This window comes from Streptococcus mitis (assembly GCF_047465045.1).
GTDB classification, from domain to species: domain Bacteria; phylum Bacillota; class Bacilli; order Lactobacillales; family Streptococcaceae; genus Streptococcus; species Streptococcus mitis_DT.
In genome coordinates this window covers 20,507-33,573 of the sequence record NZ_JASHAR010000015.1, presented here as the reverse complement: position 1 = coordinate 33,573, position 13,067 = coordinate 20,507, and the positions used below count along the sequence as shown (strand labels likewise).

13 protein-coding genes are annotated in these 13,067 nt (G+C 38.5%); 12 read left to right on the top strand and 1 reads right to left on the bottom strand.

Going from position 1 to position 13,067, the window contains the following annotated elements:
- Positions 1-49: 49 nt before the first annotated feature.
- The 12 genes from QM409_RS08190 (at position 50) to ciaH (ending at position 12,507) form a co-directional block, all read left to right on the top strand.
- A complete protein-coding gene (locus QM409_RS08190; RefSeq protein WP_414305137.1) occupies positions 50-2,128 on the top strand; it encodes a glucosaminidase domain-containing protein in 2,079 nt (692 codons plus the stop codon).
- A gap of 139 nt (positions 2,129-2,267) precedes the next feature.
- Entirely contained in the window at positions 2,268-2,594 is a 327-nt protein-coding gene (locus tag QM409_RS08185; RefSeq protein ID WP_125454528.1) for a PadR family transcriptional regulator, read from the top strand.
- Positions 2,591-3,406, top strand: a complete 816-nt coding sequence (locus QM409_RS08180) for a hypothetical protein (protein WP_414305136.1) — start codon at positions 2,591-2,593, stop codon at positions 3,404-3,406. Before QM409_RS08185 ends, QM409_RS08180 begins: the two co-directional genes overlap by 4 nt.
- A 72-nt stretch (positions 3,407-3,478) precedes the next feature.
- Positions 3,479-4,405 (top strand): aldo/keto reductase, encoded by a 927-nt coding sequence (locus QM409_RS08175; protein ID WP_150922607.1) that lies wholly within the window; start codon positions 3,479-3,481, stop codon positions 4,403-4,405.
- Between the two features lie 98 nt (positions 4,406-4,503).
- Entirely contained in the window at positions 4,504-4,740 is a 237-nt protein-coding gene (locus QM409_RS08170) for a DUF2829 domain-containing protein (protein ID WP_000141914.1), read from the top strand.
- On the top strand, positions 4,733-5,431 hold the full coding sequence (locus tag QM409_RS08165) for a 3-oxoacyl-ACP reductase (protein WP_414305135.1): 699 nt from the start codon (positions 4,733-4,735) through the stop codon (positions 5,429-5,431). The genes QM409_RS08170 and QM409_RS08165 overlap by 8 nt, the downstream gene beginning before the upstream one ends.
- Before the next feature lie 137 nt (positions 5,432-5,568).
- Entirely contained in the window at positions 5,569-6,297 is a 729-nt protein-coding gene (locus QM409_RS08160) for a GNAT family N-acetyltransferase (protein ID WP_261066856.1), read from the top strand.
- Between the two features lie 44 nt (positions 6,298-6,341).
- Entirely contained in the window at positions 6,342-7,226 is an 885-nt protein-coding gene (locus QM409_RS08155; RefSeq protein ID WP_414305134.1) for a putative PEP-binding protein, read from the top strand.
- Complete coding sequence (locus QM409_RS08150) at positions 7,186-7,626, top strand: ASCH domain-containing protein (protein ID WP_000188807.1); 441 nt, start codon at positions 7,186-7,188, stop codon at positions 7,624-7,626. Before QM409_RS08155 ends, QM409_RS08150 begins: the two co-directional genes overlap by 41 nt.
- Positions 7,627-7,748: 122 nt before the next feature.
- A complete protein-coding gene (locus QM409_RS08145; RefSeq protein ID WP_414305133.1) occupies positions 7,749-10,295 on the top strand; it encodes a M1 family metallopeptidase in 2,547 nt (848 codons plus the stop codon).
- A 213-nt stretch (positions 10,296-10,508) separates the two neighbouring features.
- On the top strand, positions 10,509-11,183 hold the full coding sequence (gene ciaR / locus QM409_RS08140) for a two-component system response regulator CiaR (RefSeq protein WP_000590639.1): 675 nt from the start codon (positions 10,509-10,511) through the stop codon (positions 11,181-11,183).
- Positions 11,173-12,507 carry a two-component system sensor histidine kinase CiaH gene (ciaH, locus tag QM409_RS08135; protein ID WP_049515678.1) on the top strand — a complete coding sequence of 445 codons (1,335 nt, stop codon included), beginning with the start codon at positions 11,173-11,175 and terminating at the stop codon, positions 12,505-12,507. Before ciaR ends, ciaH begins: the two co-directional genes overlap by 11 nt.
- A gap of 33 nt (positions 12,508-12,540) precedes the next feature.
- On the opposite strand, the gene QM409_RS08130 is transcribed toward ciaH, so the two are convergent.
- Entirely contained in the window at positions 12,541-12,828 is a 288-nt protein-coding gene (locus QM409_RS08130) for a DUF3270 domain-containing protein (protein WP_004256528.1), read from the bottom strand.
- Between the last annotated feature and the right edge of the window lie 239 nt (positions 12,829-13,067).

Here is a 13,067-nt window from a genome sequence, read left to right as displayed (position 1 = left end):
TAAAATTAATCATGAATGGTGTAGATGAATTTCTACTTAGGGGAGTAAAATGAAGAGAATACTACTTGTAAGCACAGCAGTGCTTGCATTGGCAATTGTGCCCACAACATCAGTCTTTGCTGAAGATAGTAAAACAACAGACCAAAGTCAAACGACTAATAAGAGTCAATCTGTGGACAAAAATCAGTCTAAAGATAAAAATCAGACTTTAGCATCAGAAGAGAAAAAAGTTGTTGAAAATACAAAGAATGAAACTGAAAAGACGGAAAAAAAGAAAGAACCAGTTGTTGTAAAAGAAAATAATTCTAAACAAGAGGCTATTTTAAATAAAGAGAAGGTTGAAGAGGCTCCTAAGAATGGTTGGCAGAAAGAGCATGGGAAATGGCTTTTTTATGAGAATAATCAACCAATCAAAAACTGGAAAAAAATTGCGGGTGTCTGGTATTTCTTTGATCAAAATGGAATCATGGCTAGCAATACTATTGTTAATGACTATGCTTTTCATACTAGTGGAGTAATGCTAGAAGATTCCTGGGTGAAAATTGCTGATAAATGGTATTATGCCACAGGTTCAGGAAAAATTCTTCGTAATAAATGGGAAAAAATTGATAATGTTTGGTATTACTTCAATCAAGATGGAGTCATGGCTAGCAATACTATTGTTAATGACTATGCTTTTCATACTAGTGGAGCAATGGTAGAAAATTCCTGGGTGAAAATTGCTGATAAATGGTACTATGCTACAGATTCAGGAAAAATCCTTCGTAATAAATGGGAAAAAATTAAGGGCACATGGTACTATTTTAACAATGATGGTGTGATGGCCAGTAATCAGTGGAAAGATGCTTACTATCTAAAAGATAGTGGAGCAATGGCTCAAAATGCTTGGGTGAAGATTACTGATAAATGGTATTATGCCACAGATTCAGGAAAAATCCTTCGTAATAAATGGGAAAAAATTAAGGGCACATGGTACTATTTTAACAATGATGGTGTGATGGCCAGTAATCAGTGGAAAGATGCTTACTATCTAAAAGATAGTGGAGCAATGGCTGAAAAAGAATGGATTTTTGATGAATCTTATAATAGCTGGTTTTACCTCAAATCAGGTGGTGCTTATGCTTCACGTGAATGGATTGGTGCTTATTATCTCAAATCTGGTGGTTATATGGCCAAGAATGAATGGATTTTTGATTCTAACTACAATGCATGGTACTACCTGAAAGAAGATGGAAGCTATGTTACTGGTGGTTTTAACATCAAAAATAAGGAGTACTTCTTCCAGAGTGATGGAAAGTGGATTCAAAGCCCCAAATATTTTAAGGTTAAACCAATCACAGCATATATTTATAGTGAATCAGGAGATATTTTGAGCTATGTCAATCAGGGAAGTATTGTGACCTATGATAGCTCTAAAACCAAGGTTAATCGCCTAGCTGTTTCAATTTCAGGATTATCCGGTTATATGAATCAAAGCGATTTGACTTTAGTTGATGAAGGAAGTGAGTTTATTCCTCACTATACTACTGACGGAAGATTCCTATATCATGAACTTTCTCCATACACTAGTATTCGGGTAGCTCCACATACTTCAGCTATGAAAATTGGTAAGAAGTATTATTCAAAGGATGGAGAACATTTCGATGGGTTTACTATCAAAAATCGTTTCCTTTTCAAGAATTTAACTGAACCAACCAACTATAGTGCGGATGAATTAAATAGAGTTTATTCTATTATGAATATCCGAAACAGTCGTCTTGCCGGTAAAGGAGCAATTTTTAAAGAAGCTGAAAAACGTTACGGTGTCAATGCTCTTTATTTAATGGCTCACAGTGCGCTAGAAAGTGCTTGGGGACGTAGCCAAATTGCTAATGATAAAAATAACTTCTTCGGAATAGCTGCTTACGATACCAGTCCCTATGATTCAGCTAAGAAATTTGATGATGTAGATAAAGGAATTCTTGGTGCGGCCAAGTGGATTCGTGAGAACTATATTGACCGTGGAAGAGATCACCTTGGAAATAAAGCGACAGGAATGAATGTACGCTATGCATCAGATCCGTACTGGGGTGAAAAAATAGCTAGTATCATGATGAATATCAATAGTCGACTTGGTGGAAAAGATTAAAAGATAAGGAACGATAACTGCTGAAAAGTAGTTGTCGTTTTTTTCTTTAACTATTATGCTTTACAAACTAGTGTGAAAGTGGTATATTATAGATGAAGCTACTAGTAGGTATTACAGAATAGATTAGAAGGGAGAAGGAATGAAGGAAACTCAACTATTAAAAGGTGTTCTTGAAGGTTGTGTCTTGGATATGATTGGTCAAAAAGAGCGGTATGGTTATGAGTTGGTTCAGACTTTGCGAGAGGCTGGATTTGATACTATCGTTCCAGGAACTATTTATCCTTTGTTGCAAAAGTTAGAAAAAAATCAATGGATAAGAGGCGACATGCGTCCGTCTCCAGATGGTCCAGATCGGAAGTATTTTTCGTTAACCAAAGAAGGAGAAGAGCGTGTCTCGGTCTTTTGGCAACAATGGGACGATTTGAGTCAAAAAGTAGAAGGGATTAAGAAGGGGGGAAAACCATGAAGAAAATAAAGTATTATGAAGAAACAAGCGCTTTGTTGCATCAGTTTTCTGAGGAGAATCAGCAGTATTTTGAGGAACTGTGGGATAGTTTTAATCTTGCTGGATTTCTCTATGATGAGGACTATCTCAGAGAGCAGATTTATTTGATGATGCTTGATTTCTCAGAAGCAGAACGAGATGGCATGAGTGCAGAAGATTATCTAGGTAAGAATCCTAAAAAAATAATGAAAGAGATGCTCAAGGAAGCACCTCGCAGTTCTATCAAAGAGTCCCTTTTGACGCCAATTCTTGTTTTAGCAGTATTACGCTACTATCAACTATTAGGTGATTTTTCTAAAGGTCCTCTCTTAACAGTCAATTTGCTTACGTTTTTAGGCCAACTTCTTCTTTTTCTGGTCGGATTTGGGCTTGTGGCTACAATTTTACGAAGAAGTTTAGTCCAAGATTCTCCTAAAATGAAAATTGGTACCTATATTGTCGTTGGGATTCTTGTTCTGCTAGTTGTTCTGGGATATGTAGGAATGGCAAGCTTCATACAAGAAGGAGCCTTTTATCTTCCTGCTCCCTGGGATAGTTTGTCTGTCTTTACGATTTCCCTAGTCATCAGTATTTGGAATTGGAAAGAACCGATTTTTCGTCCATTTGTTAGTATGATTGTTGCCCATCTTGTTGTAGGCTCTCTGCTTCGTTACTATGAGTGGATGGGAATTTCAAATGTTTTCCTTACAAAAGTTATTCCTTTAGCTGTCCTCTTTATTGGAATCTTTGTCTTGTTCCGTGGATTTAAGAAGATAAAATGGAGTGAAATATAGTCAAAAAGCCGTTGCAAAGCGGTTTTTTGTTATAATTAATTGAAGAATGTAGAATCAAAGGAGAAAAATTTGATGAGATACATAACTCTTGGTCAAGATGACAAAGAATTATCAGAAATTGTTCTCGGAATGATGAGAATAGAAGATAAGTCTGTAAAAGAAGTTGAAGAGCTTGTAGAAACAGCACTTTCTGTTGGAATCAATGCTTTCGACTTGGCTGATATATATGGTCGTGGTCGTTGTGAAGAACTGTTAGGTCTTCTCCTAAAAAATCGTCCAGATTTAAGAGAAGAGATGTGGATTCAGTCCAAATGTGGCATTCGCATTGAAGAATTTACCTATTTTGATTTTTCTAAGGACTATATTATAAAATCAGTTGACGGAATTTTGCAAAGATTGAAGATTGATCATCTAGATAGCTTGCTCCTTCATCGACCAGATGCTTTGATGGAATCTGACCAAGTAGCAGAAGCCTTTGATCTCCTTTATAAACAAGGTAAGGTTCGAAATTTTGGAGTTTCTAATCAAAATCCTATGATGATGGAGTTACTTAAAAAAGATATCAAGCAGCCGTTAGCTGTTAATCAGCTACAATTGAGTGCGGCTTTTACTCCAGGATTCGAATCAGGTTTTCATGTTAATATGGAAGATAGTCAAGCAGCTATGCGAGATGGCAGCATTTTTGAATATTGCAAATTACACGATGTGGTTATTCAAGCATGGTCTGTCTTACAATTCGGGTATTTTAAAGGGAATTTTGTTGGCAATGAGAAATTTCAAGCTTTAAATCAAGTACTTGATCGTTTAGCTATTAAATATGGAGTAACCTCTTCAACTATTGCCATTTCTTGGATATTGCGTTATCCAGCAAAAATGCAGGCAGTTGTAGGTACCACAAATCCTAAGCACTTGAGAGAAGTTAGCCAAGCGGGAAACTTTAACTTAACAAGAAAAGAATGGTATGAAATTTATCTTGCTGCAGGGAATAATTTGCCGTAAGTAGAAGCAGATGTAAATAAATTACAGTCAAAAAGCCGTTGCAAAGCGGTTTTTTGTTATAATGAAGGGGAGAATTATTGATATTAAAGGAGAAAAACATGACATTTGAAGAAATTCTACCTGGATTAAAGGCTAAGAAAAAATATGTACGAACTGGTTGGGGAGGTGCTGAAAACTATGTCCAACTTTTTGACACCATTGAACAAAACGGGGTTGCACTTGAAGTGACACCTTATTTCCTAATCAACGTGTCTGGAGAAGGAGAAGGTTTTTCCATGTGGAGTCCGACACCTTGTGATGTTTTGGCGACGGATTGGGTAGAAGTGAATGACTAAACGTGTATTGATTACAGGAGTGAGTTCAGGGATTGGTCTGGCTCAAGCTCGCCTTTTTTTAGAGAAGGACTATCAAGTTTATGGAGTTGACCAAGGTGAAAATCCACTCTTAGAGGGTGATTTCCACTTTTTACAGAGAGATTTGACCTTGGACTTGGAACCTATTTTTGACTGGTGTCCTAAGGTGGATGTTTTGTGCAATACTGCTGGAGTTTTGGATGCTTATAAACCCCTATTGGAACAGACAGCGCAGGAAATTCAAGAAATTTTTGAAATCAACTATGTGACTCCTGTTGAGTTGACTCGCTACTATTTGACTCAAATGTTGGAAAATAAAAAGGGGATCATTATCAATATGTGTTCTATCGCTTCTAGCCTAGCAGGCGGTGGTGGTCATGCCTATACTTCCTCTAAGCATGCTTTGGCTGGATTTACCAAGCAGTTGTCTCTAGACTATGCTGAAGCTGGAATTCAGGTCTTTGGAATTGCTCCAGGAGCAGTCAAGACGGGTATGACTGCTGCCGACTTTGAACCAGGTGGCTTAGCAGACTGGGTGGCGAGTGAAACACCAATCAAGCGCTGGATTGAGCCAGAAGAAGTGGCAGAAGTCAGTCTCTTTTTGGCCAGTGGAAAGGCCTCTGCCATGCAGGGTCAAATTCTGACAATAGATGGTGGCTGGTCTTTGAAGTAGGAGGAGTTGGATGGATATTCAAGAGATAACAGAAGAAAATGCATCGCCATTGGTCTTGAAGGTTAAGTCTGAATTATTAGGATTTCCAGAATTGGACAAGACCTTGTAAATGAATTGGAAGGTGAAGTAGGGGAATAATGGAACTATTTAAAACATGGAAGAAAAATATGGTTCTCTATGGTCTTAAATCTCAAATCGGAACTGTCTACCGAAACAGTGATAGGACAACAAGCTTTTATGATGTTGGGAATTTTCTATACCTAGCAGGGGAGTTGGATTCCAGATTTTGGGAAGATTTTGTTAGGAAATATGGTTTAGATTATAAGATTATTATTTCAGAAAATACCAATTGGCAAGATTTTCTGCATCGGAAAGTGGGGTTAAAGTCTTTTACTCGCTATTCTTTTAAAGATAAGGCAAATTTTCAAGTTGAATTTCTAAATAATCTAGTTAGTCAGTTAGAGGAAGATTACAATATTGTGCCTATTGATAATCATATTTATAACTGCTTTTCTGAGGAAGAATGGTCACAAGATTTACAGGGGGATTTTGAGTCCTATCAGGATTTTGTTTTAAAAGGTGGATTTGGCTTTGTGATTCTTAAAAATAATGAACTGATTGCTGGGATTTCCTCAGGGTTAGTTTACCGTGGAGCAGTTGAAGTGGAAGTTGCAACTAGACCAAACGAACAAGGAAATGGATTTGCTAAAAAACTTGGTGCTGCAATGATTCTAGAGAGTTTAAATAGAGATATGTTTCCTATTTGGGATGCTCATAACGAGGCTTCCAAAAAAGTAGCAGAATTTTTAGGATATGAGTTAGTTGAACCTTATGAAGCTTTTGAACTAGAGGAAAGTTTCATATAATGATAATGATATCTGATATTGTATCTTTTAAGACGAGGTGAATGATGAAAAACCAACTTGCTCTTAGTGGCGAAAAACTTGATGAAAAAGTTTACCCACAACTATTTCACCACATTGGAATGATTCGTGGGGAGTATTTGTCGAGAGAGATCAACCAAAACATCCTGTTACCAAGTTGTCAGGAATTTGTAAAAGATTATCTAGAGACTATCTGCTCCCTGTACTCAGATGAAGAAGTTTGGTATCGTTTTTCTGAATTAACAAATACAGAAGCTAATTGTCTAAAGGGGACTACAGAGTATTTTGATGAAAATCATCCCTTATTTGGATATAGAGGAACTAGGCGTTTGCTGGCGTGTCCGGATGAATTTCAGGCTGAAGCATATGTCGTTACAGAAGTTTATCAAAACAATCCCAATCTATCTGTTATCTTTCCTTTTGTCAATGATGCCGACCAATTAAAACAAGCTATTACAGTATTGCGCCAGCATGGTTTCACTGGAAAAATTGGAACGATGATTGAATTACCGTCAGCGTATTTTGACTTATCTAGTATACTGGAAACGGGTATTTCAAAAATTGTAGTTGGAATGAATGATTTGACTTCTTTTATTTTTGCGACTGTTAGAAACAGTCAATGGCATGATATGGAGAATCCAATTATGTTGGATATTTTGAGACAGATGCAGGATAAAGCAAGGATTAAAAATATTGACTTTGCTGTAGCAGGTTATCTGAATGATTCTTTCATACAAAAAATGAATCAGTTGGGTATCGAATGCATTCTCCATTACAGCTCTATTCCAGAGATATTTGATTTAGAAATTGGCTATCCAGACCATCTCAAACATATAAAAGAAGAAAGTAAGAAATTACAAAGGAGCGCCCATGACACCGCAAGAAATGTGGAATGCCTACAAGAAAATTAACCCCTCTATAGGAGATGAAATCGATGCTTGGGCTTTTGGAGTGGAACCAGACCTTTTAGCAGATTTGGTTTTAAGAGGCGAAAAGACTGCAACAGCTTCAGCCTACGACCTCTATGCACTAGAAGCCGAGTCTCTTCCTCAAGAAGGAACTTTTGATGTCATTTTAGATAGTCAAAATCAGGCTGTCTGTATTGTCGAAATTACAAAGGTTTCTGTCCAGCCCTTCAATCAAGTTTCTGCTCAACATGCCTATAAGGAAGGTGAGGGAGACAAATCACTTACCTATTGGCGTCAGGTTCATGAGGATTTTTTCACAGACTGTTTGGGTGAAGCAGGACTGACTTTTACACCTGAAAGCAAGGTTGTTTTAGAAGAATTTCGCAAGGTCTACCCACTGTAGACTGTTAGACGGAAGAAAGTTTTGGAAATCGCCGTCCAATCCTTTTTTCTCCAGCAAAACATGATATAATAAGTTTGTTTGAAGAAGAGCAGCAGCTCTTAAACTTAGAATAGGAGAAAATTATGCAAGCAGTTGAACATTTTATTAAGCAATTTGTTCCTGAACATTATGATTTATTTTTAGACTTGAGTCGTGAGACCAAGACGTTTTCAGGGAAAGTGACCATCACTGGGCAAGCACAGAGTGACAGCATTTCCCTTCATCAAAAAGACTTGGAAATCGCTTCTGTAGAAGTTGCAGGGGAAGCTCGCCCATTTACAGTTGACCATGAAAATGAAGCCCTTCATATCGAATTGGCTGAGGCTGGTCAAGTTGACTTGGTTATTGCCTTTTCAGGAAAAATTACGGATAACATGACTGGGATTTACCCTTCTTATTACACAGTTGACGGAGTCAAGAAGGAAGTCTTGTCTACTCAGTTCGAGAGCCATTTTGCGCGTGAAGCCTTCCCATGTGTGGATGAGCCAGAAGCCAAAGCAACTTTTGACCTTTCTCTACGTTTTGACCAAGCAGAAGGTGAATTGGCCTTGTCTAACATGCCAGAAATCGATGTTGAAAACCGTAAGGAAACAGGTATCTGGAAGTTTGAGACAACACCTCGTATGTCCTCTTACTTGTTAGCCTTTGTTGCGGGTGATTTGCAAGGGGTAACGGCTAAAACTAAAAACGGTACCCTTGTAGGTGTTTACTCAACGAAAGCCCATCCACTATCTAACCTTGATTTCTCACTGGATATTGCTGTTCGCTCTATCGAGTTTTACGAAGATTACTATGGAGTTAAGTACCCAATCCCTCAATCTCTCCACATCGCCCTTCCTGACTTCTCAGCTGGAGCTATGGAAAACTGGGGTCTTGTGACCTACCGTGAAGTTTACTTGGTTGTGGATGAGAACTCTACCTTTGCCAGCCGTCAACAAGTTGCCCTTGTTGTGGCCCATGAATTGGCTCACCAATGGTTTGGTAACCTCGTTACTATGAAATGGTGGGATGACCTTTGGCTCAATGAAAGCTTTGCTAACATGATGGAATATGTCTGTGTGGATGCCATTGAGCCAAGCTGGAATATCTTTGAAGATTTCCAAACAGGTGGAGTGCCTCACGCTCTTGAACGCGATGCGACTGATGGAGTTCAGTCAGTTCACGTCGAAGTCAAACACCCAGATGAAATCAATACACTCTTTGACGGAGCTATCGTCTATGCCAAAGGAAGCCGTCTCATGCATATGCTTCGCCGTTGGCTCGGCGATGCCGATTTTGCTAAAGGTTTGCATGCCTACTTTGAAAAACATCAATACAGCAATACAATTGGTCGTGACCTTTGGGATGCTCTTGGTCAAGCGTCTGGACGTGATGTCGCAGCCTTCATGGATTCTTGGTTGGAACAGCCTGGTTACCCAGTTCTTACTGTCAAAGTTGAAAATGATGTCTTGAAGATTTCACAAAAACAATTCTTCATCGGTGAGCACGAGGATAAGAACCGTCTCTGGGTTGTGCCACTAAACAGCAACTGGAAAGGTTTACCTGATACACTTGAAACTGAAAGTATCGAAATCCCTGGCTACGCAGCTCTTCTTGCTGAAAACAAAACAGCACTTCGCCTCAACACAGAAAATACAGCTCACTACATTACAGACTATCAAGGAGACTTGTTAGATGCTGTTCTTGCTGACCTAGTTGAGCTTGATAACACAAGTAAACTGCAAATCGTCCAAGAACGTCGCTTGCTTGCTGAAGCAGGGCACATTTCTTATGCAGACTTGCTTCCAGTCCTTGATAAACTTGCTAAGGAAGAGTCTTACCTTGTGGTCTCAGCTGTTTCTCAAGTCATTTCTGCCCTTGAGCGCTTTATCGATGAAGGAACAGAAGCTGAAAGAGCCTTCAAAGCCTTGGTTGCTAAATTGGCTCGTCACAACTATGACCGTCTTGGTTTTGAAGCTAAAAACGGAGAATCAGATGAGGATGAGTTGGTTCGTCAGTTGGCTGTTTCTATGATGATTCGCTCAAATGATGCAGAAGCTAGTCAAGTCGCTAGCCAAATCTTCGCGGCTCACAAGGAGAATCTTGCAGGACTTCCAGCAGCTATTCGCTCACAAGTTCTGATCAATGAGATGAAACATCATGAGACTAAAGACTTGTTAGCACTTTATCTTGGCACTTATACTCACGCAACAGATGCTGTCTTTAAACGCCAGTTGGCAGCAGCTCTTGCCTATAGTAAAGATGCGGACAATATCCAAACCTTGATTGCTGCTTGGAAGGACAAATTTGTGGTGAAACCACAGGACTTGTCTGCTTGGTATTACCAATTCCTAGCTCACCAAGCAACTCAGGAAACAGCTTGGTCTTGGGCGCGTGAAAACTGGGCTTGGATTAAGGCAGCTCTTGGTGGAGATATGAGCTTTGATAGCTTTGTTATCCTTCCTGCACACGTATTTAAGACTCAGCAACGCTTGGCAGAGTACAAGGAATTCTTTGAACCGCAACTTTCTGACCTTGCTCTTAGCCGTAACATCGGTATGGGAATCAAGGAAATTGCAGCGCGTGTTGACTTGATTAACCGTGAAAAAGCTGCAGTGGAAGCAGTTGTTCTTCAATACGGAACTAACTAATTAAGACTAAATGACAATAAAACTCAGCTATCTCATGTAATACTCTTCGAAAATCAAATTCAAACCACGTCAGCGTCGCCTTACCGTACTCAAGTACAGCCTGCGGCTAGCTTCCTAGTTTGCTCTTTGATTTTCATTGAGTATAAAATGCAGAGAGTTGAGTTTTTTTTAAGGCAAATTTGGTATAATGGTTTTAATAAGGAGGAGTTTCTCATGATAAAAATCTTATTAGTTGAGGATGACCTAGGCCTGTCAAATTCAGTATTTGACTTTTTAGACGATTTTGCGGATGTCATGCAGGTTTTTGATGGAGAAGAAGGTCTCTACGAAGCTGAGAGTGGCGTCTATGACTTGATTTTGCTCGATTTGATGTTGCCAGAAAAAAATGGTTTCCAAGTCTTGAAAGAATTGCGTGAAAAAGGAATTACGACACCAGTTCTGATTATGACCGCCAAGGAAAGTTTGGATGACAAGGGACATGGATTTGAGCTAGGAGCAGATGATTATCTGACCAAACCTTTTTACCTAGAAGAACTTAAAATGCGGATTCAAGCCCTTCTCAAACGTTCAGGTAAGTTTAATGAAAACACCTTGACTTATGGAAATATTGTGGTTAATTTGTCAACCAATACCGTTAAAGTAGAAGATACTCCTGTCGAATTGCTGGGGAAAGAGTTCGATTTATTAGTTTATTTCCTTCAAAATCAAAATGTTATTTTGCCGAAGACTCAGATTTTTGACCGTCTATGGGGATTTGATAGTGATACAACGATTTCGGTTGTCGAAGTTTATGTTTCAAAAGTCCGTAAGAAATTAAAAGGAACCACTTTTGCAGAGAATTTGCAAACCTTGCGTAGTGTTGGGTATATTTTAAAAGATGTTCAGTAAACTAAAAAAAACATGGTATGCGGATGACTTTAGTTACTTTATCCGCAACTTTGGTGTCTTCACCCTGATTTTCTCTACCATGACTCTGATTATTTTGCAGGTCATGCATTCGAGTCTCTATACTTCGGTGGATGATACGCTCCATGGCTTGAGTAACAATCCTCAGGCAGTTATTCAGTTGGCAGTAAATAGGGCGACAGAAGAGATTAAAGATTTAGAGAATGCCGCTACAGATACTAGCAAGACTGAGATAAAACCCAATGTTAGTTCAAATACAGAGGTCATTCTCTTTGATAAGAATTTTACCCAACTCCTTTCTGGAAACCGATTTTTGGGATTGGATAAGATTAAGCTAGAGAAGAAAGAACTAGGCCATATCTATCAGATTCAGGTTTTTAATAGCTATGGACAGGAAGAAATCTATCGCATGATTTTGATGGAAACCAATATCAGTTCGGTTTCAACCAATATTAAGTATGCGGCTGTCTTGATTAATACCAGTCAGTTGGAGCAGGCAAGTCAAAAGCACGAGCAATTGATTGTGGTCGTGATGGCTAGTTTCTGGATTTTGTCTTTGCTTGCCAGTCTTTATCTAGCTCGAGTCAGTGTTCGGCCTCTGCTTGAGAGCATGCAGAAGCAGCAGTCCTTTGTGGAAAATGCCAGTCATGAGTTACGAACTCCACTTGCAGTTTTGCAAAATCGTTTAGAGACCCTTTTCCGGAAGCCAGAAGCTACCATTATGGATGTGAGTGAAAGCATTGCATCGAGTTTGGAAGAAGTCCGAAATATGCGTTTTTTGACGACAAACTTGCTGAATTTAGCTCGTAGAGATGATGGAATTAAGCCGGAACTTGCAGAAGTTCCAACTAGTTTTTTCAATACGACTTTCACAAACTATGAGATGATTGCTTCTGAAAATGACCGTGTCTTCCGTTTTGAAAATCGCATTCATAGAACGATTGTCACAGATCAGCTTCTTTTAAAACAACTGATGACCATCCTATTTGATAATGCTATCAAATATACTGAGGAGGATGGTGAAATTGATTTTATGATTTCAGCGACCGATCGCAATCTTTATTTGCTAGTTTCCGATAATGGAGTCGGTATCTCAGCAGAAGATAAGAAGAAAATTTTTGATCGTTTTTATCGAGTGGATAAGGCTAGAACCCGCCAAAAAGGTGGTTTTGGTTTAGGATTATCCTTAGCCAAGCAAATTGTAGATGCGCTAAAAGGAACCATTACTGTCAAAGATAATAAACCAAAGGGAACAATCTTTGAAGTGAAGATTGCCATCCACACACCATCGAAAAAGAAAAAATAAAAATATCGCTCCAGCTGGAGCGATATTTTGGATTTATCTTCTACGTTTTCGTTTGATAATAGACCGTTGAACTTTTAAAACAAGTAAGCTAGATCCGATTGCTGCGGCAAAGGCAAGAGCAGTTGATAATTTTAATGCTAAAAAGATAAAACTAAAGATAGCAATACAGATACAAAAAACAGCGATATTAACAAAAAATAGGATTTCCTTGAGATTGGCATCAGATTGCGCTTCAGGTGTATAATCTTGATAGCGAGGAACCTGTTGGCTTAATTCTTCTTGATAGTCTACCTCATAGGATTGTAATTTTCTTACGGGCATTATTCTCTCCTTAACAGTACATACCTATTTTATCATTTTTTCAGCAGAGAATTATTACAGAAAGGTTACAAAAAGAATAAAGTCCTTTTTCAAAATCACTTTTCTTGACACCATAATGTGAAAATGATAGGATGGATGGACACCAAATACTTATTAATATTCATAATTGCTTATATTAGCAAGGAAATAGAGCTACCAAATGATTCTTTTTTACGAAAATTTCTTTCCTTATTTTCTTG

What these genes read in the sequence shown, in the direction of transcription:
- QM409_RS08190 (WP_414305137.1), top strand. Translation starts at nt 50, where the DNA reads ATGAAGAGAATACTACTTGTAAGCACAGCAGTGCTTGCATTGGCAATT.
- QM409_RS08185 (WP_125454528.1), top strand. Translation starts at nt 2,268, where the DNA reads ATGAAGGAAACTCAACTATTAAAAGGTGTTCTTGAAGGTTGTGTCTTG.
- QM409_RS08180 (WP_414305136.1), top strand. Translation starts at nt 2,591, where the DNA reads ATGAAGAAAATAAAGTATTATGAAGAAACAAGCGCTTTGTTGCATCAG.
- QM409_RS08175 (WP_150922607.1), top strand. Translation starts at nt 3,479, where the DNA reads ATGAGATACATAACTCTTGGTCAAGATGACAAAGAATTATCAGAAATT.
- QM409_RS08170 (WP_000141914.1), top strand. Translation starts at nt 4,504, where the DNA reads ATGACATTTGAAGAAATTCTACCTGGATTAAAGGCTAAGAAAAAATAT.
- QM409_RS08165 (WP_414305135.1), top strand. Translation starts at nt 4,733, where the DNA reads ATGACTAAACGTGTATTGATTACAGGAGTGAGTTCAGGGATTGGTCTG.
- QM409_RS08160 (WP_261066856.1), top strand. Translation starts at nt 5,569, where the DNA reads ATGGAACTATTTAAAACATGGAAGAAAAATATGGTTCTCTATGGTCTT.
- QM409_RS08155 (WP_414305134.1), top strand. Translation starts at nt 6,342, where the DNA reads ATGAAAAACCAACTTGCTCTTAGTGGCGAAAAACTTGATGAAAAAGTT.
- QM409_RS08150 (WP_000188807.1), top strand. Translation starts at nt 7,186, where the DNA reads ATGACACCGCAAGAAATGTGGAATGCCTACAAGAAAATTAACCCCTCT.
- QM409_RS08145 (WP_414305133.1), top strand. Translation starts at nt 7,749, where the DNA reads ATGCAAGCAGTTGAACATTTTATTAAGCAATTTGTTCCTGAACATTAT.
- ciaR (WP_000590639.1), top strand. Translation starts at nt 10,509, where the DNA reads ATGATAAAAATCTTATTAGTTGAGGATGACCTAGGCCTGTCAAATTCA.
- ciaH (WP_049515678.1), top strand. Translation starts at nt 11,173, where the DNA reads ATGTTCAGTAAACTAAAAAAAACATGGTATGCGGATGACTTTAGTTAC.
- QM409_RS08130 (WP_004256528.1), bottom strand. Translation starts at nt 12,828, where the DNA reads ATGCCCGTAAGAAAATTACAATCCTATGAGGTAGACTATCAAGAAGAA.